Origin of the sequence: Streptococcus mitis, assembly GCF_008763935.1 — a bacterium.
GTDB classification, from domain to species: domain Bacteria; phylum Bacillota; class Bacilli; order Lactobacillales; family Streptococcaceae; genus Streptococcus; species Streptococcus mitis_DB.
On record NZ_VTQF01000001.1, the window covers coordinates 381,757 to 401,487 of the forward strand.

Annotated in this window: 22 protein-coding genes, 1 tRNA gene and 2 pseudogenes; 19 read left to right on the forward strand and 6 right to left on the reverse strand. The window is 38.3% G+C overall.

What is annotated here, in order from left to right; translation table 11 throughout:
• The first annotated feature begins 89 nt into the window (after positions 1-89).
• The 13 genes and pseudogenes from F9B91_RS01805 to F9B91_RS01870 all read left to right on the forward strand — a co-directional run bounded on the left by F9B91_RS01805 (position 90) and on the right by F9B91_RS01870 (position 8,377).
• Positions 90-533 (forward strand): flavodoxin, encoded by a 444-nt coding sequence (locus tag F9B91_RS01805; RefSeq protein ID WP_150922357.1) that lies wholly within the window; start codon positions 90-92, stop codon positions 531-533.
• 115 nt (positions 534-648) lie between these two features.
• Positions 649-915 carry a chorismate mutase gene (locus F9B91_RS01810; protein WP_125456333.1) on the forward strand — a complete coding sequence of 89 codons (267 nt, stop codon included), beginning with the start codon at positions 649-651 and terminating at the stop codon, positions 913-915.
• Positions 912-1,286 (forward strand): fluoride efflux transporter CrcB, encoded by a 375-nt coding sequence (gene crcB / locus F9B91_RS01815; protein WP_150922358.1) that lies wholly within the window; start codon positions 912-914, stop codon positions 1,284-1,286. The genes F9B91_RS01810 and crcB (F9B91_RS01815) overlap by 4 nt, the downstream gene beginning before the upstream one ends.
• The gene (gene crcB, locus F9B91_RS01820; protein WP_020902772.1) at positions 1,280-1,609 is read left to right on the forward strand and encodes a fluoride efflux transporter CrcB; all 330 of its coding nucleotides are present in this window, start codon (positions 1,280-1,282) and stop codon (positions 1,607-1,609) included. The genes crcB (F9B91_RS01815) and crcB (F9B91_RS01820) overlap by 7 nt, the downstream gene beginning before the upstream one ends.
• A 118-nt stretch (positions 1,610-1,727) precedes the next feature.
• A complete protein-coding gene (rplS, locus tag F9B91_RS01825; protein ID WP_001068669.1) occupies positions 1,728-2,075 on the forward strand; it encodes a 50S ribosomal protein L19 in 348 nt (115 codons plus the stop codon).
• Positions 2,076-2,117: 42 nt separating this feature from the next.
• Positions 2,118-2,189 (forward strand) — tRNA-Arg (locus F9B91_RS01830).
• 233 nt (positions 2,190-2,422) lie between these two features.
• Positions 2,423-3,304, forward strand: a complete 882-nt coding sequence (locus F9B91_RS01835) for a hypothetical protein (RefSeq protein WP_031233109.1) — start codon at positions 2,423-2,425, stop codon at positions 3,302-3,304.
• A gap of 16 nt (positions 3,305-3,320) precedes the next feature.
• Positions 3,321-4,199 carry a hypothetical protein gene (locus F9B91_RS01840; RefSeq protein WP_020902774.1) on the forward strand — a complete coding sequence of 293 codons (879 nt, stop codon included), beginning with the start codon at positions 3,321-3,323 and terminating at the stop codon, positions 4,197-4,199.
• A 16-nt stretch (positions 4,200-4,215) separates the two neighbouring features.
• A complete protein-coding gene (locus F9B91_RS01845; protein ID WP_020902775.1) occupies positions 4,216-5,133 on the forward strand; it encodes a hypothetical protein in 918 nt (305 codons plus the stop codon).
• A pseudogene (locus F9B91_RS01850) lies at positions 5,114-5,770 on the forward strand (DUF6572 domain-containing protein); the annotation flags it as partial. The gene F9B91_RS01845 and the pseudogene F9B91_RS01850, both read left to right, overlap by 20 nt.
• 789 nt (positions 5,771-6,559) lie before the next feature.
• Entirely contained in the window at positions 6,560-6,988 is a 429-nt protein-coding gene (locus F9B91_RS01860) for a hypothetical protein (RefSeq protein ID WP_020902777.1), read from the forward strand.
• Between the two features lie 26 nt (positions 6,989-7,014).
• Positions 7,015-7,095, forward strand: a pseudogene (locus F9B91_RS11640) (DUF4299 domain-containing protein); the annotation flags it as partial.
• Between the two features lie 385 nt (positions 7,096-7,480).
• Positions 7,481-8,377, forward strand: coding sequence for a TPM domain-containing protein (locus tag F9B91_RS01870; protein WP_125415994.1), 897 nt, complete (start codon positions 7,481-7,483; stop codon positions 8,375-8,377).
• 117 nt (positions 8,378-8,494) lie between these two features.
• Here F9B91_RS01870 and yidA read toward each other — a convergent pair whose 3' ends face one another.
• The gene (yidA, locus tag F9B91_RS01875; protein WP_023946927.1) at positions 8,495-9,301 is read right to left on the reverse strand and encodes a sugar-phosphatase; all 807 of its coding nucleotides are present in this window, start codon (positions 9,299-9,301) and stop codon (positions 8,495-8,497) included.
• Positions 9,302-9,313: 12 nt separating this feature from the next.
• Entirely contained in the window at positions 9,314-10,618 is a 1,305-nt protein-coding gene (locus F9B91_RS01880) for an HD domain-containing protein (protein WP_150922359.1), read from the reverse strand.
• A 71-nt stretch (positions 10,619-10,689) separates the two neighbouring features.
• Here F9B91_RS01880 and F9B91_RS01885 point away from each other — a divergent pair, with 71 nt between their 5' ends.
• The 4 genes from F9B91_RS01885 (at position 10,690) to ffh (ending at position 13,296) form a co-directional block, all read left to right on the forward strand.
• The gene (locus F9B91_RS01885; RefSeq protein ID WP_084926588.1) at positions 10,690-11,067 is read left to right on the forward strand and encodes a DUF1934 domain-containing protein; all 378 of its coding nucleotides are present in this window, start codon (positions 10,690-10,692) and stop codon (positions 11,065-11,067) included.
• 89 nt (positions 11,068-11,156) lie between these two features.
• Entirely contained in the window at positions 11,157-11,489 is a 333-nt protein-coding gene (locus F9B91_RS01890; RefSeq protein ID WP_000402062.1) for a putative DNA-binding protein, read from the forward strand.
• A 2-nt stretch (positions 11,490-11,491) separates the two neighbouring features.
• Positions 11,492-11,707: a hypothetical protein gene (locus tag F9B91_RS01895; RefSeq protein ID WP_049508835.1), complete on the forward strand. Its 216-nt coding sequence runs from the start codon at positions 11,492-11,494 to the stop codon at positions 11,705-11,707.
• A gap of 17 nt (positions 11,708-11,724) precedes the next feature.
• Complete coding sequence (gene ffh / locus F9B91_RS01900) at positions 11,725-13,296, forward strand: signal recognition particle protein (protein WP_078352047.1); 1,572 nt, start codon at positions 11,725-11,727, stop codon at positions 13,294-13,296.
• A 247-nt stretch (positions 13,297-13,543) separates the two neighbouring features.
• On the opposite strand, the gene F9B91_RS01905 is transcribed toward ffh, so the two are convergent.
• Both F9B91_RS01905 and rsmG read right to left on the reverse strand, forming a co-directional pair.
• A complete protein-coding gene (locus F9B91_RS01905) occupies positions 13,544-14,827 on the reverse strand; it encodes a uracil-xanthine permease family protein (RefSeq protein WP_000808285.1) in 1,284 nt (427 codons plus the stop codon).
• A gap of 203 nt (positions 14,828-15,030) precedes the next feature.
• Entirely contained in the window at positions 15,031-15,744 is a 714-nt protein-coding gene (gene rsmG, locus F9B91_RS01910) for a 16S rRNA (guanine(527)-N(7))-methyltransferase RsmG (protein ID WP_150922360.1), read from the reverse strand.
• Positions 15,745-15,837: 93 nt separating this feature from the next.
• On the opposite strand from rsmG, the gene F9B91_RS01915 reads away from it, so the two are divergent.
• On the forward strand, positions 15,838-16,398 hold the full coding sequence (locus F9B91_RS01915; RefSeq protein WP_000219846.1) for a LemA family protein: 561 nt from the start codon (positions 15,838-15,840) through the stop codon (positions 16,396-16,398).
• Between the two features lies 1 nt (position 16,399).
• A complete protein-coding gene (gene htpX, locus F9B91_RS01920; protein WP_150922361.1) occupies positions 16,400-17,299 on the forward strand; it encodes a zinc metalloprotease HtpX in 900 nt (299 codons plus the stop codon).
• 44 nt (positions 17,300-17,343) lie between these two features.
• Here the strand turns inward: htpX and F9B91_RS01925 are convergent, their stop codons facing one another.
• Positions 17,344-18,903 carry an ATP-binding cassette domain-containing protein gene (locus tag F9B91_RS01925; RefSeq protein WP_150922362.1) on the reverse strand — a complete coding sequence of 520 codons (1,560 nt, stop codon included), beginning with the start codon at positions 18,901-18,903 and terminating at the stop codon, positions 17,344-17,346.
• Positions 18,904-19,292: 389 nt separating this feature from the next.
• Positions 19,293-19,622, reverse strand: coding sequence for a hypothetical protein (locus tag F9B91_RS01930; RefSeq protein WP_049546492.1), 330 nt, complete (start codon positions 19,620-19,622; stop codon positions 19,293-19,295).
• Positions 19,623-19,731: the final 109 nt, after the last annotated feature.

The window sequence follows — 19,731 nt, forward strand, 5'->3', positions numbered from 1 at the left end:
CTTTCTCATTTCATTGTAGCACAAGAATTTTTATTTTTAAAATGAAAAAGATGTGATATAATGGAGAAAGATAAATTGAGGAGGACGATATGGCATTAGCAAAAATTGTATTTGCCAGTATGACCGGTAATACCGAAGAAATTGCAGATATTATAGCAGACAAATTACGTGACTTGGGCTTGGATGTCGATGTTGATGAATGTACAACTGTTGACGCTTCAGACTTCTTGGAAGCAGACATCGCTATCGTTGCGACCTATACTTATGGTGATGGAGAATTGCCAGATGAGATGATGGACTTCTACGAAGACCTAGCAGATCTCAACTTGAATGGCAAAATCTACGGAGTGGTCGGCTCAGGAGATACTTTCTACGATGAATTTTGTAAGGCTGTCGATGACTTTGATCGCGTTTTTGTAGCGACAGGAGCTGAAAAAGGTTCAGAGTGTGTTAAAGTTGATCTCTCTGCTGAGGAAGAAGACATTGAACGCTTGGAACAATTCGCAGAAGAATTGGCTGCTAAAGTAGGATAAGCATAAACGTGCGCTGATGCAATCAATCAGTGCATTTTTCTTATCGTGAGTTGGGATTTTACTAGCCTATTTGCTGGCTTTTTGATACAATAATTCAAATAAAGGAGGAGACTGTATGGATTTAGATATTATTCGTCAAGAAATTGATCAAATCGACGACCAAATCGTCAAGCTCTTAGAAGAACGAATGCATTTGGTTGAGGGGGTAGTTGCCTATAAGAAAGCTTCAGGTAAACCGATTTTAGATACCAAGAGAGAAGCAATTATCTTTGAAAAGGTTAGGAGTCGTGTAGAGGACAAGCACTATCAGGAGACTATTGTAGCGACTTTTTCGGACATACTCAAACGTTCGCGTGATTATCAGGATCAAAATATCAAATGAAAAAGGAACAATTTTATCCGCTAGGGATTTTTCTAGCTGCTATGTTGGGCGGACTCGTGCGCTACCTGGTTTCTACTTGGTTGCCAGCCAGTCCAGATTTCCCTTGGGGAACCCTTCTTGTCAACTATCTAGGAATTTTCTGCCTGGTTTATCTTGTCAAGGGCTATCTGGTCTATAAAGGGACAAGTAAAGGTGTTGTTTTAGCACTGGGTACAGGTTTTTGTGGTGGTTTGACAACCTTTTCTAGTCTCATGCTTGATGCTGTGAAACTACTGGATACAGGGCGTTATCTTAGTTTAGTTATGTATTTGCTTTTGAGTATTGGTGGAGGTCTACTCTTGGCTTACTATTTGGGGAGGAAGAAATGGTAATCGTCTATCTTGCAATTGCTTGTGGTTTCGGAGCTTTAGTGCGTTATTTATTTTCTCGCTATAATCAAGCTTCTAAATTGCCACTTGGAACGCTAATAGCCAATCTTTTAGGGTGTTTGCTGATTGGCTTGCTCTACAACCATGTGGAGTCTAAGGAAGTCTATGCTATTCTAGCAACTGGATTTTGTGGCGGTCTGACAACTTTTTCGACCTTGAATGACGAACTCCAAAGACTGTTAAGTGATAAGAAGGTCTTTTATTCTTACCTGACTTTGACCTACCTAGGTGGTTTGATTGCGATTTTTTTAGGAATTCTGCTATAAATTTCTTTACTTTTTTGTGGAAATTTGGTAAACTGTATCTTGTGTGTAATGGACGCACAAAAATACAGTTTATCCGCTGAGGAAGATTCCTCAAGATTGACAAAGATAGGAGAATAAAATGAATCCATTAATCCAAAGCTTGACTGAAGGTCAACTTCGTACAGATATCCCATCATTCCGTCCTGGTGACACTGTTCGTGTACACGCGAAAGTTGTCGAAGGTAACCGTGAACGTATCCAGATTTTTGAAGGTGTTGTTATCGCACGTAAAGGTGCTGGTATCTCAGAAAACTACACAGTTCGTAAAATCTCTAACGGTGTAGGTGTTGAGCGTATCTTCCCAATCCACACTCCACGTGTTGAAAAAATCGAAGTTGTTCGTTACGGTAAAGTACGTCGTGCGAAATTGTACTACTTGCGTGCTCTTCAAGGTAAAGCAGCTCGTATCAAAGAAATCCGTCGTTAATTCGACTAAAAAACTCTGCTTTTTCAGCAGAGTTTTTATCTAGCTCCCTTAGTTCAATGGATATAACAACTCCCTCCTAAGGAGTAGTTGCTGGTTCGATTCCAGCAGGGGGCAATAGTTCAATCGAAAAAGCACTGAATGATCAGTGTTTTTTTCTTGTCCTAAAATGGAAACCATTTCAGATGAAAATAGAGGTGTGGTATAATAGGAGAAAATATATGTACTAATTTGGTTGGGATTTCTCTCCTTATTATGAGATCGGATTAAGTATTAGGATCTAGATTTCTGGTAAGGAAAAAAATATTTAAAAAAACACAAGGAGTTATTAAAATAGGATTTGGGTGAAAATTATGAAGAAATCAATTTTTAAAGCAAGTTTTGAAGAGAGTTTAGATTTATTAGATGATGGGTTTTTACAGTATCAGAAAAAAGATTATTATAATAAACTTGGGAAAGCCTTTAAGAAAGGGAAACCTTCTTTTTGGTTTGGCATTAAAACTTTTATTCTTAGTCTGTTGTTTCCGATAGGTGCAAATTTCATGCTCCTTGCTGTTACCCTATCATTGCAAAATTCTGATCCTAAAGATTTAAGGTTACCAGTTTCTCAGTATCCTTTGCTAACAGTCGAGCTTTATTTAATTTGCTTGTTAATTTGGTTGTTATTGGTATTAATGGGTAAATTCTTTAAACGGACGTTTATTCTCCCTTATCGTTATCGATTTCATATTATAACTTTTATAATATGGTTTGTGTTTGAATTTAATTTGCTGGCAACAACTATGTCTTTACCTATATTATCAATATGGGGGATCTTAGTACTTTTTTGGCTTCAAGTATTGTTGACTTTTGTAATGTTAAGAACAGAGGTTAGAAGTTTGAAAAAACGAATGTATGGAGAAGTTAAGTCACCTACCTTACTCGATAAAATTGCCAAAGGCCTTGCTATTTATGGAGCAGGCATATTGGGCTTGGCTGTGATTGTTAATTATATTTTCAAAGCTTTTTCTATTAATTTTTCTTCTTCCGTAACTCTTTTAGGTCTCTTTATATTTTGGATTCTATCAAATATTGGTGTAATCGCCATGATTGTATTCATGGAGTTTCCTTTCTTTTTAGAAGGTTATTACAAATGGAAATATCCCGAAGAATACCGTGATTGGGAAGGGAAAACTGTAGAAGAGTGGTATGGAAAAAAATATTTAAAAAAACACAAGGAGTTATTAGAATAGTTTTTGGGTGAAAAGGATGAAGAAAGCAATTTTTAAAGCAAGTTTTGAGGAGAGTTTAAATTTATTAGATGATGGGTTTTTACAGTATCAGAAAAAAGATTATTATAATAAACTTGGGAAAGCCTTTAAGAAAGGGAGACCCTCTTTTTGGTTTGGTATTAAAACTTTTATTCTTAGTCTGTTGTTTCCGATAGGTTTAAATTTCATGATCCTTGTTGTTGCGATGTCCTTACATGATTCTGATCCTAAGGATTTGAGATTGCCTATTTCTCAGCATCCTTTACTAACAGTTGAAGTGTATTTAATTTGTTTATTAATTTGGTTGTTATTGGTATTAATGGGTAAATTATTTAAACGGACGTTTATCCTCCCTTATCGTTATCGCTTTCATATTATAACTTTTACGATATGGTTTATGTTTGAATTTAATTTGCTAGCTATAACAATTACGTTACCTATATTAACAACATGGGGGATCTTGGTATTTTTTGGACTTCTAGTATTCTTGGCTTATGTAATGTTAAGAACGGAGCTTAGAAGTTTGAAAAAACGAATGTATGGAGAAGTTAAGTTACCTACCTTACAAGATAAAATTGCCAAAGGTATTGCTATTTATGGAGCCGGTATATTGGGCTTGGCTGTGATTGTTAATTATATTTTCAAAGCTTTTTCTATTAATTTTTCATCTTCTATAACTGGTTTTGGCCTCTTTATATGTTGGATTTTGTTAAATATTGGTTTAATAGCCATAATTGTATTTTTGGAGTTTCCTTTCTTTTTAGAAGGCTACTATAAATGGAAATATCCTGAAGAGTATCGTGAGTGGGAAGGAAAATCAGTGGAAGAGTGGTATGGAAAAAAATATTTAAAAAAACACAAGGAGTTATTAGAATAGTTTTTGGGTGAAAAGTATGAAGAAATCAATTTTTAAAGCAAGTTTTGAGGAGAGTTTAAATTTATTAGATGATGTCGTCTCAGGGAAATTTGCTCGGGACATTTACCAAGATGCTTTAAAAAAAGAGCAATTTAGAGGAACAAAAAAATCATATGTTTGGCTGGTAATTCTGACTTTCCTATTTATAATTGGTCCCAATTGGTTGATTGTAGCTTTAAATGATTATTTATTTTACCATTCTGATCCTAGAGATTTAACAGTCCCTTTACCCGACATTAATTTTCTTCCGTACTGGGTATTTTGGATAGCACTTGCAATATGGATTTTATTGATTATACTAGGGAAGCGATACAATCAGCAGTTTATTTTGATTTATAGGGGCCAATTCCATTTTATGGTTACCTTTATTATCTGGCTAGTTGTTGAACTCAATCTTTTTTCTCTAAACTTAATTTATGCAGTAGCTGGATTTTGGGGAATGTTCACTTTTGTAGGATTGATATTATTAATAATTATTTCAATGATTCTTTCTGAGTGTGAGTTATTAGGAATGTTGTTATATGGGACAAGTCTAAAGAAAAGTTTTAGTGATAGATTCTTCGGCAAGATGTTTAGCATAATTGCCAAGTATGGTGGTTTGGTTGTAGCAATTTGGCTAGTCATTCGTATTTTTTTCTCAAGTTCGATGGAGATTAGGAATAATTTGATTGGAGGACTCGGTATTTTGGCTTCAATACTGATTCTTAATATTTTAGTTGTTGCTTTTGAAGTTTATTTCATGTTTCCCTATATGCTACAAGCCTACTATAAATGGAAATATCCTGAAGAATACCGCGAATGGGAAGGAAAATCAGTGGAAGAATGGTATGGAATGAAATATTTAAAAAAACACAAGGAGCTAACAGATATTAAAAATGAAGTCGGTTTATACTAGTCAAAAAGATATGTTGGAAATCTGTCAAGATGGAAATAAGTATTTCTTGCGTTATCCAACTTTTAATATTATCTGCCCAGAAGTGGTTAGAGAAATCCCCAAATAAGCTGCTGACAGCTATATGTCGGGAGAACATACTGGTAAAGAGTTGATGAATTATGCACAATATGGCTTTTGGAAATCTAAAAAACAGTATACACAAGATGAATTCGATAAGCTCTTCATCAAAAATCATCCTTCCTTTATTTTAAAAAAACCAGGAAATACTCGTCGTCTTTTTACAGCAGAGGAATTTAGACAAATTGTCACCAAATCCATTGTTTCAAAACTGAAACCTAGCGAACTAGACTCTATTGGTGTTGTAGATAGTCATTTAGAGTTACTCCTTGTGGATCCAATTGACTGGGAGGAAGAAATAGAAGCAGTCCATCTTGAAATTCTGCAAGAAAAAATCAACAACTACATCTACTTCCTCGAAAGTAAGCAATATGTAGAGCGATATGGCGATAGCTTTGATAAAAAAGTCATCCATATCACCTTCCAATATTCTCCATCTGATAATGGATTAGCCTTTCTTGCAGCGGTTCAGAAGGTATTGCAGAATTCGGATACGAGTTTGAAAGTAGAATTACCTGATGATGACATTTTTTCAGATAAGGAAAACATATCGGAAGACTCAAATCATCCCAATCAAGATCAAGAAAAGCTATCCAAAGAAAGATATCTCCAGATTAAAAAAGAATATAAAATGCGACTAGTATTAGTAATAGTTCTATTCGTATTATTATCTATACTAAGTATCGTGCTTATTGTAAATTCCAATAGGATTATTCCATTAGGAGCGACAGCTATGGCTACAGTTGTACCTTTCAACCAATTCTTTCTCGTTCCGCTTTGGCAAGAGAAAAAAGCCATCGAAGAAGTACACCCTGAATGGAAGGCACTTAGTACCAGTGTAGTTAAGGTTCCCTCAGATGAATCAGATAAAAAGATATTTCCGTTTATCGCATCGGTGTTAGCCTTATTCTTCACATTTTCGATGTTGTATAGACCTGTTAAAGAAAATCCTAAAATTCCTACTATTGAGGAAATTAAAAATATACCTAAAATTGATAGTAACTACATTCCTAAGTCAAAGAAAAGTTCAAATTCTGAACCTACATCTACTACGACAACATCAGATTTGAACGAGACCTCTTCAACTGAAGAAAGTACACAAAGTCAAACTTCAAGTAAGGAGAGTCAAAATTACCCTTACCATATTTCTGGAATGGAGTTAAGAGGGTCATTGATAAAACATTTAAAGATTTCAATGAGAAACGGGAGAATGAACAAAATATAGAACAGACGGAGTCAGGAAATGAGTGACGTAAGCCCTGATAGTTTGTAGTTGTAACTATGGTAAAATGTATTACGTGGAGGGATGATGGATAAATTATACATAGTGGTTGATGGAATTGAACATCAATACTTTGATTGTGATAGTACAGGATATTATTTGATTTCCTATGATCCTTTATCAGAGAATAATGGTTATAAATTATTTGATTCAGAGTTGAAACAATATAGAAAATATTTGACAGAGAAACAGGTTGAAAAAAAATATAAAATTATAGATTATATTTGGTTTAATGAACAAAAATGGGATATTTTTCAACGAAGTGATGATAATTTAGATAAACCAAATTCATGGGTAACGATTGTTTCCGACGATATAGAATTTTTAAATAGAAATGGACTATGGAAGGAGGAGAATTTAGTTGAAAGTAGGTATGGACATTTGTATTACTGTTCTTTACCAATCGAGGCAGAAAAGTTTTCTCTAATTCGAACTAGAAAAAATCTCCCTATATAGTTAAGATAGTAAGAAAGCAGTTTATTATGAAATCAGTTAGTTTTACAATAAAAAGCAACCAATCGCTAAGGATTGGTGAGGTGCTTCAAGCAGAACTTTTTGAATGTTAGTTTGTTCTTATGGTTCTTAATGTATGGAATTAATCTCTTTACCCGTGGTCTTAATAACCTTCTAGCACAGTTATTACTTGCCATAGTGCCAATTGCATCTATCTTCATTCCAGTATGAAAACGATGGAGAAAGCTTGATTTAATGGTCAGGTTCGAAGCTAGTATTCATTACTAAGAGATAATAGTTTTAATAAAAACTTAGAACAAATTTTCCTATATTTTACGTTGATTAAGTGAGATAAATAACTTATAATGAAACTACCATATACAATAGATTGATAGAAAGATGACTTTATCGAAGTATTCTATTTTAAAAAGAATATCATTTATTCTCATTCTTATTGAAATTGCAAATTTTTAAAAGAAAGAAGGTCCGACTTTTATGATGAAAAAAATAGTTTTAATCTTAATGTCTTTTTTTACAATCCTGTTATTTTTCATTGGACCAACTCACGCAGATCTAGTGATACCAGATAGGCCTTCTAATGGTATTTATGATCCAAACCATTATTTATCAGAGGTTGTTTCAGATAAACTAATAGAATTAAATGGTAAATCGGATACTCAAATTGGTATTTATATTGTTGAGAGTTTAAATGGTGAATCTTTAGAAAAGTCAGCCAATACGATTGCCAGATCTTGGAAAATTGGCTATTCGGATTCAAATAAGGGTGCATTATTATTGATTGCTATAAAAGATAGAAAGTTTCGTATTGAGACTTCTAATAACCTAGCTACTATATTGACTGATACAAAAGCTAGGGAAATCTTAGATGCCTCTCGTGATAAGATGCGAGCCAAAGACTATGATGGAGCTGTGATTGATATAATCCAAAACATATCCAATCAAGATTATGACTTAGCTGATGCACCTGTAGTAGAGAGAAATTATTTTTATGAAGTCCCTAAAGCTATATGGGAACTAGTAGTAGAAATTCTTGATCATTTCGGTGTAATTTTTATGATTTCTTTTGTGGTACTTTTTCTTACAGAAGGTAGGGTTTCGGGTAGGAAACGGAGATCTAATAAATTCTATTATGGTAAGGATAAATTATACCCTGATGATAAAGATTTTATAAATGATGGTTCTTGGTCACAAAAAGCATTAACAGCTTACCATATTAAAAATTCAGATGAGTATCATAATGAGAGTAGTAGTGATTCCTCATCGCCTTGGTCGAGTGATGATTGGTCAGGTGGTGGTTTTGATGCTGGTGGATCATCAAGTGATTGGTCAGGTGGTGGTTTTGATGCTGGTGGATCATCAAGTGATTGGTAATTTAGCTTATTTCATAGTGAGTTACCTGCCTTGATCATTTAAAAAAATGATGGTATAGAAAATTCTTGATTTGGAAAAAACCGCTCAGCTGAGCGGTTTTCGTCTATTCATACCCTTTTACAGTACCCATGTACGGATGGCATGGGCAACGCCGGATTCATCGTTAGATTTAGTTATGTATTTGGCGATTTTTTTGATTTCTGGATTTCCGTTTTCCATGACAACTGGGTTGCCAACGACTTCCAGCATGGCACGGTCATTTTCTTCGTCACCGATAGCCATGGTTTCATCTTTGGTCAATCCGAGTTTTTCAGCTAAGTGAGTGATGGCTGAACCTTTGTCCACATTCTTTTTAAGGAGTTCGAGGTAGAAAGGAGCAGATTTGTTGATGGAGTAGCGCTCATAAAATTCGGCTGGTATCTTTTCAATCGCAGCATCGAGAATCTCAGGCTCATCGATGAACATACATTTGACGATTTCCTTGTTAGCCATTTCTTCAGGTGTGCGGTAGAAGATGGGCATGCTGACGAGGGTTGATTCGTGCACTGTATATTTTCCGATATTGCGATTTGCAGTGTAGATTCCATCCTTGGTAATGGCGTGCATGTGAACACCAAGCTTACGACTGAGGAATTCCATATCTAGATAATCCTCATAAGTCAAGGATTCGCTGATAATCTCATGTCCTGTAGCGGTTTCTTGGACAAGGGCACCATTGAAAGTCACAACATAGTCACCCTCGTCTCTCAACTGCAAGTCGTCGAGAAGTTTGGCAACACCTGCAATAGGGCGGCCAGTTGCAATCACGACTTTGACACCAGCTTCTTTGGCATCTTGGATGGCAGAAAAGACCTCAGGAGTGATCTCCTTTTGGCTATTGACTAGGGTTCCGTCAATATCAACGGCGATTAGTTTAATACTCATAAATTTCCTCTTCTAGTTTTTATTTGGGGTAAAATGATCGTTCTCAATCAAGTGTAAAAATTGCTGGGTAATGCTTGCGAAGATACTGTTTTGGTCCAACATTTCTTTTGGAAAATAGAAACGATTATCTCCGTGGCGACTGCCAGCAAGGGATTGGACGATAGGAGACAGGCTAGAGAGTTCGGCCAGTTCTCCATTTTTTTGTAAAATCTCAATCTGTGTCCGTGGATTTTCAGATTCGGGACGATAGATATCATAAGGGAGGTCAAAGTTCTTATGAATGGCAGTATAGTAGTCGGGATCAAAGCCGATATCCTCAACTAATTTTCTCATGCTAGCGAGTTTGTCTTGGTCCTCTTGTGAAAAGGTAATGGATTTAAAGACCTTGCGGTTGACAAAGCGTTGCGACAAATCTGCGAGAATCTTGTCAGGACTGGTCATCCAGAGTTGGAAATAGGTATTCATCACACCATCATCCAGAGCCAGATAATCAGACAAGGTCACATTTTTTTCGAAGAAAGGTAGGAGATGTGGGGATGTTCGTGCAAAGAAGTCCTTGTCCTCAGGATAGAGTTCCTTGGCGCGCTTGAGGAGATTCTGTAGGAGAACTTCCATGGCGCGTGTTGCTGGGTGGAAATAGACCTGCATATACATCTGGTAGCGACTGAGGACATAGTCTTCGATGGCGTGCATGCCATTGCGCTGAAAGGCGATACCATTTTCGACAGGACGAATGACTCGGAGGATGCGAGTCAGGTCAAATTCCCCATAGGATGCTCCTGTAAAATAGGAGTCGCGCAAGAGATAGTCCATGCGGTCTGCATCAATCTGACTAGAAATGAGTTGCACAACCTGCTTGTTAGGGTAGGTATGGTCGATGACACTGGCAACCTTTTCTGGAAAATCTGGCGCCACTTGTAGCAGAACTTGGTGAATCTCCGTTTCAGGACTTTGGATAATCTCCTGAGTAATGGCTTCGTGGTCTGTATCAAAGAGATGTTCAAAAGTATGGGAGTAGGCACCATGCCCAAGGTCATGTAGGAGAGCAGCGGTCATGGTCAAGAGAGACTCGACAGGATTCCATTCTTCAGGATATTTTTCTTCAAAAATCTCTGTGATTCGTCTAGCAATTTCATAGACTCCTAGACAGTGAGAGAAGCGGCTGTGTTCTCCGCCGTGGAAGGTATAACTGGAAGTTCCCAGTTGTTTGATACGACGCAAACGCTGAAATTCTTTTGTATTAATCAAGTCATAGATGATTTGATTATTGACATGGATGTAGTTGTGAACTGGGTCACGGAATACTTTTTCGTTCATATGACCATTATAGCAAAAAGCCAGAGTTTTTGGTAAAATAGTAGGACAAGAGAGAAGAAAGAGGACTTGATGTGAAGATTCGGATGCGAAATACGATTCAGTTTGATGAGCAGTTGGAAGTGATTGACCAGCTTTATGACGTGGAAGTGCATGAAAAAGGAGATTATAGCTACCTGCTTTTCTATAATGAGGAAAAGGAAAAAGTGGTTATTAAATTTCATGGTCAAGAACTTGTGATGAGCCGATTTTCCAATCCCAAGACCATTATGCGCTTTCTAAAGGATAGCGATAGTTTAGCTTATATTCCTACACCTATGGGCATGCAGGAGTTTATCATCCAAACGAGCCATTATCAAGTTGATGGGCAAAAGATTGAACTAGATTATCAACTACAAAATCAAGAGGGACATCCCTTTGCCGGCTATCAATTGGAAATTACTTGGGGCTAGTCTCTTGTTTTTTCAAATTTAGCTAGCTATCTTCTTGGATTGGCTCCCTAGTGTGGTAGATTAGGCTATTTTTTGGTATAATAAAAGTTATGGAAATCGAAAAAACCAATCGTATGAATGCGCTCTTTGAATTTTATGCGGCGCTTTTGACAGATAAGCAAATGAATTATATCGAGCTATACTACGCTGATGATTACAGCCTTGCTGAGATTGCCGAGGAGTTTGGTGTCAGTCGTCAGGCTGTCTATGATAATATCAAGCGGACAGAAAAGATTCTGGAAGATTATGAGATGAAATTGCACATGTACTCGGACTACATTGTTCGCAGTCAAATTTTTGATCAGATTTTGGAGCGTTATCCAGAGGATGCTTTTCTGCAAGAGCAAATTGAGATTTTGACCAGTATTGATAATAGGGAGTAATCATGGAAAATCTTGTTGTCTATAAAGGAATACCTTGCAAACTATTAGCTGCAGAGGAACCATTTCCTACAAGACTACAAATTCTCTCACCTGATTCTATTCCTCAAGCCCTTAAAGAAGGATTTAGCTGTTGGGGATATCCAAATGAAATCATGAAAGAAGTCACAACCGAAGAACTAGAGAGTTTGCAACATTTCGGACGATTTCCACTGAATTGAAAAAATAGGAGAAAATAATGGCATTTGAAAATTTAACAGAACGTTTGCAGAACGTCTTTAAAAACCTACGTAAAAAAGGAAAAATCTCTGAATCTGATGTCCAAGAGGCAACCAAAGAAATTCGCTTGGCCTTGCTTGAGGCCGACGTTGCCTTGCCTGTTGTAAAGGACTTTATCAAGAAAGTTCGTGAGCGTGCAGTCGGGCATGAGGTCATTGATACCCTTAATCCTGCGCAACAAATTATTAAAATCGTTGATGAGGAATTGACGGCTGTTTTGGGTTCTGATACAGCAGAGATTATCAAGTCACCTAAGATTCCTACGATTATCATGATGGTCGGTTTGCAGGGGGCTGGTAAAACAACCTTTGCTGGTAAATTGGCCAACAAACTCAAGAAGGAAGAAAATGCCCGTCCTTTGATGATTGCGGCGGATATTTACCGCCCAGCTGCCATCGACCAGCTTAAGACCTTGGGGCAACAAATTGATGTGCCTGTCTTCGCTCTTGGTACAGAGGTACCAGCTGTTGAGATTGTTCGTCAAGGTTTGGAACAAGCCCAAGCCAATCACAACGACTATGTTTTGATTGATACAGCAGGACGTTTGCAGATTGATGAGCTCCTCATGAATGAGCTTCGTGACGTGAAAGCACTAGCTCAACCAAATGAAATTCTGCTCGTCGTTGATGCCATGATTGGTCAAGAAGCGGCCAATGTTGCGCGTGAATTTAACGCTCAGTTGGAAGTAACGGGTGTCATCCTTACCAAGATTGATGGGGATACTCGTGGTGGTGCGGCTCTATCTGTTCGTCATATAACTGGAAAACCTATCAAGTTCACTGGTACAGGTGAAAAGATTACGGACATTGAAACCTTCCACCCAGATCGCATGTCTAGCCGTATCCTTGGCATGGGGGATATGCTCACTCTGATTGAGAAAGCTTCTCAGGAATACGATGAGCAAAAAGCCCTTGAAATGGCTGAGAAGATGCGTGAAAACACCTTTGATTTCAATGATTTCATTGATCAGTTGGATCAGGTACAAAACATGGGGCCAATGGAAGACTTGCTCAAGATGATTCCAGGTATGGCTAACAACCCAGCCCTTCAAAACATGAAGGTAGATGAGCGTCAGATTGCTCGTAAACGTGCCATTGTGTCTTCCATGACACCTGAAGAACGTGAAAACCCAGATTTGTTAAATCCAAGCCGTCGCCGTCGTATCGCTGCTGGTTCTGGAAATACATTTGTCGAAGTCAATAAATTCATCAAGGACTTTAACCAGGCTAAACAGCTCATGCAGGGTGTCATGTCTGGGGATATGAACAAAATGATGAAGCAAATGGGAATCAATCCAAACAACCTTCCTAAAAATATGCCAAATATGGGAGGAATGGATATGTCTGCCCTTGAAGGAATGATGGGACAAGGCGGAATGCCTGACCTGTCAGCTCTCGGAGGAGCAGGAATGCCAGATATGAGTCAGATGTTTGGTGGCGGACTCAAAGGTAAAATTGGTGAATTTGCTATGAAACAGTCCATGAAACGAATGGCTAACAAAATGAAAAAAGCGAAGAAGAAACGCAAGTAAGACAAAGGAAGGCCGCAGGGCTTTCCTTTTTTATAAAGAAGAAAAATGAGCACTTCCGTAATTGGAAATGCTCGTTTTTTGATATGTTTAGACTCCTATACTCAATGAAAATCAAAGAACAAACTAGGAAACTAGCCGCAGGTTGCTCAAAACACTGTTTTGAGGTTGTAGATAGAACTGACGAAGTCAGTAACCATATCTACGACAAGGAGACGTTGACGTGGTTTGAAGAGATTTTCGAAGAGTATTAGTCTTTATTTTCGTATGGCAAGATTAAGTTCAAGATGATTCCTGTCATGGCTGATAGGGCAGTACCTGAAAGTGTAACTGGACCGAGTTTAAGGATAGCTCCTCCAAGTCCAAGGACCAACATAGCACTTGCGATGATTAGGTTACGCATTTGACCAAAATCAACACGTTCTTTGATTAAGACTTTCAAACCGTTGCTGGCGATAACTCCATAGAGAAGGATTGACATACCACCAAGTACAGCATTTGGAATGGTTGAAATCAAGGCAGTGAATTTACCAAGGAAGCTAAGGGCAATCGCGATGAAGGCAGCGTTACGGATAACTGATACAGAAGCGATACGAGTCATACCGATAACCCCTGTATTTTCTCCGTAAGTTGTATTGGCTGGTCCACCAAGGAAGGCAGAAACAGAAGTTGCGATACCGTCACCAAGAAGAGTACGGTGAAGACCTGGTTCTTTCAAGAATTGACGGCCACAGATTTGACCCAAAACAGTATGGTCTCCGATATGTTCAGAAATTGTTACGATAGCGATTGGCAAGATAGCGATAGTTTCTGGACCAAAGTAAAGATTGTATTCTTTAAAGGCACCACCAGTACTAAATGGCAAGTAGAAACCAGGAATTTCAAACCAGTTAGCTTTAAGGACTGGTGTAAAGTCAACCAAGCCAAGTGTTAGTGCGAAGAGGTAACCACCGATAATGGCAAAGAGGAATGGAATGATTCGTAGGAATCCTTTTCCTTTTGTATTGATAAAGGCAGCAATCAAGAATGTAACAACTGCTACAAGAGCATTTTTCCAGTTTCCATCAGCTACAAGACCAGCATTGGTAACAGCTGAACCTGCAAGTCCAAGACCGATAACGATAATCATAGGTCCGATGATTATTGGTGGCAAGAGTTTATCAATCCATTTTGTACCCGCAAAACGAACACTTGCAGCCACAAGGACATAGATAAAACCTGTAAGGATAACCCCTGTTTGTGCAGCTGATACATCCCCTCCTAGTTCCTTCATAGCCAGTGACATTGCTGTGATAAAGGCAAATGAAGAACCTAGATAAACGGGAACTTTAAAACCGGTTGAAATCATATAGATGAGTGTTCCTACACCCGAAGCAAAAAGGGCAACAGATACAGGCATTCCCAAAATTAATGGTACCAAGATGGTCGCACCAAACATGGCGAAAACGTGTTGGAAGCTAAGGAGAATTCCTTTTCCAGCCGAAGGACGTTGGTCAACGTCTAGTAACAAATCAACAGTTGATTCTTGTTTCATATAAACCTCACTTTTGGGCATCAAAAAAGAGCCCATTATTTTACAGCAATAGGCCCTCAGAGTAAGACTTCTCTAAAATCTAGACTTTAAAGAGTTTTAAATATTTCTGCGTCTTCGTCACCTCACGGGATGACATTAAAAACCTTTGCTTGTGATAGTATAGCAGAAATTCCGAACTTTGTAAACATTTTTTACTAAAAAATTTAAAGTGGGCGTTTGTTGGGCATGCCAGCCTTTCTTGGATATTTATTTGGTGTTTCTTTTTTCTTTTCCACCACTGTGATGTAACGCGGATCTCCATTAGGTAGAGCGTAGCTGAGATTGTCTTCGACTTTACTGAAGAGGAGGTTGAGGGCATTCTTAGCTTCTAATAATTCCTCAGGCGCATTGCTGGCCTTGAGTGCCAATAGTTTTCCGCCAACTTTAAGGTAAGGAATTGTCAATTCAGATAAAACCTGCATGCGGGCAACCGCACGAGCCGTTACAAAATCATATTGAGCACGGAAATTCTTGTCTTGGGCCAAGTCTTCGGCACGTCCATGGTAGAAATGAACCTCGTCCAAATCCAGTTCTTGAGCCAACAGTTGGAGGAAGTTGATGCGCTTGTTGAGAGAATCAATGATAGTTACATTTAACTGAGGATAGAGGATTTTCATGGGAAGACTAGGAAATCCTGCCCCAGCTCCAATATCAAGAAGTTTGATAGTTTCATTGGGAATCAAATCTTGAAGAATGGGTGCAATCGAATCGTAAAAATGTTTGAGATAAACTTCTTCCTTGTCTGTAATAGCTGTTAAATTAATCTTTTCATTCCACTCGATCAAGAGTTCAAAATAACGTTCAAATTGTTTTTTTTGCTGGTCCGAAAGTGGAAGATTCTGATCGGCAAGCAGGTTGTAAAATGTTTCTGGTTTCATAGTTATTTCCTTCTTTAGTATCATCTTATTTTACCACAATCATTAAAAATTTGATATACTGGTACTAATCTAAAAGCAGAAAGGACTTATATCATGACTTGGATTATTCTTGGAGTTTTGGCTCTTGTTGTTATTTTTGTGATTGTTAGCTATAACGGTTTGGTTAAGAATCGTATGCAAACAAAGGAGGCTTGGAGTCAGATTGATGTTCAGTTGAAACGTCGAAATGACCTCTTGCCAAACTTGATTGAGACTGTAAAAGGTTATGCCAAATATGAAGGTTCTACCCTTGAAAAGGTGGCAGAACTACGTAACCAAGTGGCGGCAGCGACTTCACCAGCAGAAGCTATGAAAGCTAGTGATGCCCTTACTCGTCAGGTTTCAGGTATTTTTGCAGTTGCAGAAAGCTATCCAGATTTGAAAGCTAGTGCCAACTTTGTTAAATTGCAAGAGGAGTTAACAAACACAGAAAATAAAATTTCTTACTCTCGTCAACTCTACAACAGTGTTGTCAGCAACTACAATGTAAAATTAGAAACTTTCCCAAGCAATATTATCGCTGGAATGTTTGGATTTAAAGCAGCAGATTTCCTTCAAACACCAGAAGAGGAAAAGGCAGTTCCTAAAGTTGATTTTAGCGGTTTAGGTGACTAAGATGTTGTTTGATCAAATTGCAAGCAATAAACGAAAAACGTGGATTTTGTTGCTGGTATTTTTCCTACTCTTAGCTCTTGTTGGTTATGCGGTTGGTTACCTCTTTATGAGGTCTGGGATTGGTGGTTTGGTTATCGCACTGATTATCGGCTTTATCTATGCCTTGTCCATGATTTTTCAATCGACAGAGATTGTCATGTCCATGAATGGAGCGCGTGAGGTGGATGAACAAACGGCACCAGACCTCTACCATGTAGTGGAAGATATGGCTATGGTCGCTCAGATTCCTATGCCCCGTGTTTTCATCATTGATGATCAAGCTTTAAATGCCTTTGCGACAGGTTCTAACCCTCAAAACGCAGCGGTTGCTGCGACGTCAGGTCTCCTTGCTATCATGAATCGTGAAGAACTAGAAGCTGTTATGGGACATGAAGTCAGTCATATTCGTAATTACGATATCCGCATTTCGACTATTGCTGTTGCCCTTGCTAGTGCTATCACCATGCTTTCTAGTATGGCAGGTCGTATGATGTGGTGGGGTGGAGCAGATCGCAGACGAAGTGACGATGATAGAGATGGAAATGGTCTTGAAATCATTATGCTAGTGGTTTCCCTACTAGCTATTGTGCTGGCGCCTCTCGCTGCAACCTTGGTGCAACTAGCTATTTCTCGTCAGAGGGAATTCCTAGCTGATGCTTCTAGTGTCGAGTTGACCCGCAATCCTCAAGGGATGATTAATGCTCTACGTAAGTTGGATAATAGTAAACCGATGAGTCGTCCTGTCGATGATGCCAGCAGTGCGCTTTATATCAATGATCCTAAGAAAGGTGGAGGGTTCCAAAAACTCTTTTATACCCACCCACCTATCTCAGAACGGATTGAACGTTTGAAACATATGTAAAATGAATCCAGAGACGACCTCTGGATTTTTGCTATGTTGCAAATTTATAAATTGTCTAAATTAACTACATCCAAACCGTGTTCTGTCAAGCGATAGATAGTCGAACAGACCTCTTTTAAGAAACGACGGTCATGCGAAACAGTGATGATACCGCCTGGATAGGTTGCAAAGAGTTTTCTAATTTCGGGTTGAGAAGTAGGTGAAAAGTTTCGTGTGGGTTCATCTAGCAGGAGAAAGTTTGGTTTGCGCAAGACTAAATCCAAAAGCAGGAGTTTACCCTGTTGTCCGCCGGATAAGGAGCGAATTTGGTGGTGCATCTCTTGATAACTGAAATTGAGACTGGCTAAGTGAGATTGGATTTTCTGCAGTTCCTCTTTTTCACCAGTTTTGCTGAGATAGGTTATTGGTGATAAATCCAATTGCAGTTTTTTGTGGTAATCTTGTGGCATAAAACCAAGTGAAATCTCTCTTTTTTGACTTAGCAGTTGTTGAAACTTGGCTAACAGAGTTGATTTCCCAACACCATTTGGCCCGATAATACCAATTTTTTCTTGCCCACGGACAGTTAGTTGTAGTTCTTGAGCCAAAACTTGGTCGCCAATGGACAAATTTTCTTTTTCCAGTTGGATTAAGACTTTAGAAGCCGGTAATGGTTGGATGTCTGAGAAGAAAAGTCTGATTTCTTCCTCTTCAAGTGGCTTTTGGGTCATGGACTGAGCTGCCCTTTCGTAGCGTTTTTCTTGTGAGAGGACAGTTTTCATCTTTTTAGCCAATAGGCGACCGGCAGTACTGTCTTTGGTAGCTCGAAGTGCAGTTTCTACATTTTGCTTGACTCGCCGATGTTTTTCCATGGTTTTATCGTAGGCTCTTTGGTCGTTAGCAGCTTGCTGGCTTTGTCTGACAAAATTAGCCTTTCTTTGGTCACTATAGCTATCATAGTCTAAATGCTCTACTAGCGTTTCTGCTTCTTTACGGTGCTTGACCAGTCGCAAGTGGACAATAGTATCAGCCGTTTCAGAAAGAAAGTCTTCATCATGGGAAATGAAAATAACGGTTTGCCTCATCTTCTGTATCTGTCTTTTTAGCCAATCAACCGTCTCAAGGTCTAGGTCATTTGAAGGTTCATCTAGAAATAGAATCTCAAAGAGTTTGGCTAACTCATGGATGAGCTGAATTTTCAAAGCTTCGCCTCCTGATAGACTGCCAATCTCTTGGTTGCTAGCGAAGCGATCGCCATCAAAATGCAATTCCTCAGCCAAACGATAGAGGATACTGTAGTCTAAATCAAGAGAATCTAAAAAGAAGTAGTCGTGTAGACTTTTCTTTTTCAGCTCCTCGGGAAGTTTTTGAGGAATATAGGCCAGTGACTGATAGTCAGACTGGATGTCTCCCTTGATAGTGAAATCAGACAAAGTTTCCCCCATTAAAGTTTTAAGTAAGGTTGATTTGCCATTTCCTTCCTCTCCAATAATAGCTACTTTTTCCCCGTCTTGGATGGTCATGTTTAAGTCTGAGACAAGATCTCGTAAATCTTTGTTTTGTGTGATGGTCAGATGATTGATTTTTATCATATTGTTGCCCTTTCTAGAATGTCGATAGTGCATAACAAAAAGCTCTACTTTATCTAGTAGAGCCAAAGTTTATGTCAAAAAACTCTATTAATACTCTTCGAAAATCTCTTCAAACCACGTCAGCGTCGCCTTACCGTAGATATATGTAACTGACTTCGTCAGTCTTATCTACAACCTCAAAGCAGTGCTTTGAGCAACCTGCGGCTAGCTTCCTAGTTTGCTCTTTGATTTTCATTGAGTATAAAATGCCAGAAAAAGAGCATAAAAGAGTACACAAAAAGAGACAAAAACAAGATCTACTAAATAAAGGTTCTTTATTTGATAGACTTAGTTGTTCATGTCTCCCTTACCTCCGAGTATTAGTATCTCTATACTATACCTTTCAGGATATTTTGTCAACAGAAAACTGACAATTCTAATCTCTAAAATCCGAAAACAGGTCCATAAAGAGTTAGTACGTGTTTGACATGCTCGTAATGGAACTTGTCATAGTTGCGCCAAGCGGTACGTGCTTGATCGTTTAGTTTTAGGCTACCAAGGCCTATCAGAAGACTGGTACGTTGGTAAAATTTCTCAAGGTCGATTAAAATACTGTTGTTCAACTTTTCCGCTTTTTTGAGCTCTTTTATAGTAGTGTTTAGCAGCTCTTGTAGTCGAGTATCATCTGCAGTACCCTGTTTGCAGCTTTGGAAACTTTTATTTAACTCGGATAGGAGTTGGGTTGCATTAGTAATGAGTTCTTTGTCTTCCATATGAGCATCCTCCTTGCTCTGATGTATTATTGCCTATAGTATAGCACTAAAAAACAAAAATGTCATAGTAAATATGTTAAAAAATCGAATTTTAATTATAAAGTTTGCC

Bases quoted from the DNA above. Each gene is read 5' to 3' on its own strand.
- rplS (WP_001068669.1), top strand. From the start codon at position 1,728: ATGAATCCATTAATCCAAAGCTTGACTGAAGGTCAACTTCGTACAGAT.
- F9B91_RS01930 (WP_049546492.1), bottom strand. From the start codon at position 19,622: ATGGAAGACAAAGAACTCATTACTAATGCAACCCAACTCCTATCCGAG.
- F9B91_RS01870 (WP_125415994.1), top strand. From the start codon at position 7,481: ATGATGAAAAAAATAGTTTTAATCTTAATGTCTTTTTTTACAATCCTG.
- F9B91_RS01880 (WP_150922359.1), bottom strand. From the start codon at position 10,618: ATGAACGAAAAAGTATTCCGTGACCCAGTTCACAACTACATCCATGTC.
- F9B91_RS01805 (WP_150922357.1), top strand. From the start codon at position 90: ATGGCATTAGCAAAAATTGTATTTGCCAGTATGACCGGTAATACCGAA.
- F9B91_RS01890 (WP_000402062.1), top strand. From the start codon at position 11,157: ATGGAAATCGAAAAAACCAATCGTATGAATGCGCTCTTTGAATTTTAT.
- F9B91_RS01895 (WP_049508835.1), top strand. From the start codon at position 11,492: ATGGAAAATCTTGTTGTCTATAAAGGAATACCTTGCAAACTATTAGCT.
- crcB (WP_020902772.1), top strand. From the start codon at position 1,280: ATGGTAATCGTCTATCTTGCAATTGCTTGTGGTTTCGGAGCTTTAGTG.
- F9B91_RS01840 (WP_020902774.1), top strand. From the start codon at position 3,321: ATGAAGAAAGCAATTTTTAAAGCAAGTTTTGAGGAGAGTTTAAATTTA.
- F9B91_RS01925 (WP_150922362.1), bottom strand. From the start codon at position 18,903: ATGCACTATCGACATTCTAGAAAGGGCAACAATATGATAAAAATCAAT.
- crcB (WP_150922358.1), top strand. From the start codon at position 912: ATGAAAAAGGAACAATTTTATCCGCTAGGGATTTTTCTAGCTGCTATG.
- F9B91_RS01845 (WP_020902775.1), top strand. From the start codon at position 4,216: ATGAAGAAATCAATTTTTAAAGCAAGTTTTGAGGAGAGTTTAAATTTA.
- F9B91_RS01905 (WP_000808285.1), bottom strand. From the start codon at position 14,827: ATGAAACAAGAATCAACTGTTGATTTGTTACTAGACGTTGACCAACGT.
- yidA (WP_023946927.1), bottom strand. From the start codon at position 9,301: ATGAGTATTAAACTAATCGCCGTTGATATTGACGGAACCCTAGTCAAT.
- F9B91_RS01915 (WP_000219846.1), top strand. From the start codon at position 15,838: ATGACTTGGATTATTCTTGGAGTTTTGGCTCTTGTTGTTATTTTTGTG.
- F9B91_RS01860 (WP_020902777.1), top strand. From the start codon at position 6,560: ATGGATAAATTATACATAGTGGTTGATGGAATTGAACATCAATACTTT.
- ffh (WP_078352047.1), top strand. From the start codon at position 11,725: ATGGCATTTGAAAATTTAACAGAACGTTTGCAGAACGTCTTTAAAAAC.
- F9B91_RS01810 (WP_125456333.1), top strand. From the start codon at position 649: ATGGATTTAGATATTATTCGTCAAGAAATTGATCAAATCGACGACCAA.
- rsmG (WP_150922360.1), bottom strand. From the start codon at position 15,744: ATGAAACCAGAAACATTTTACAACCTGCTTGCCGATCAGAATCTTCCA.
- htpX (WP_150922361.1), top strand. From the start codon at position 16,400: ATGTTGTTTGATCAAATTGCAAGCAATAAACGAAAAACGTGGATTTTG.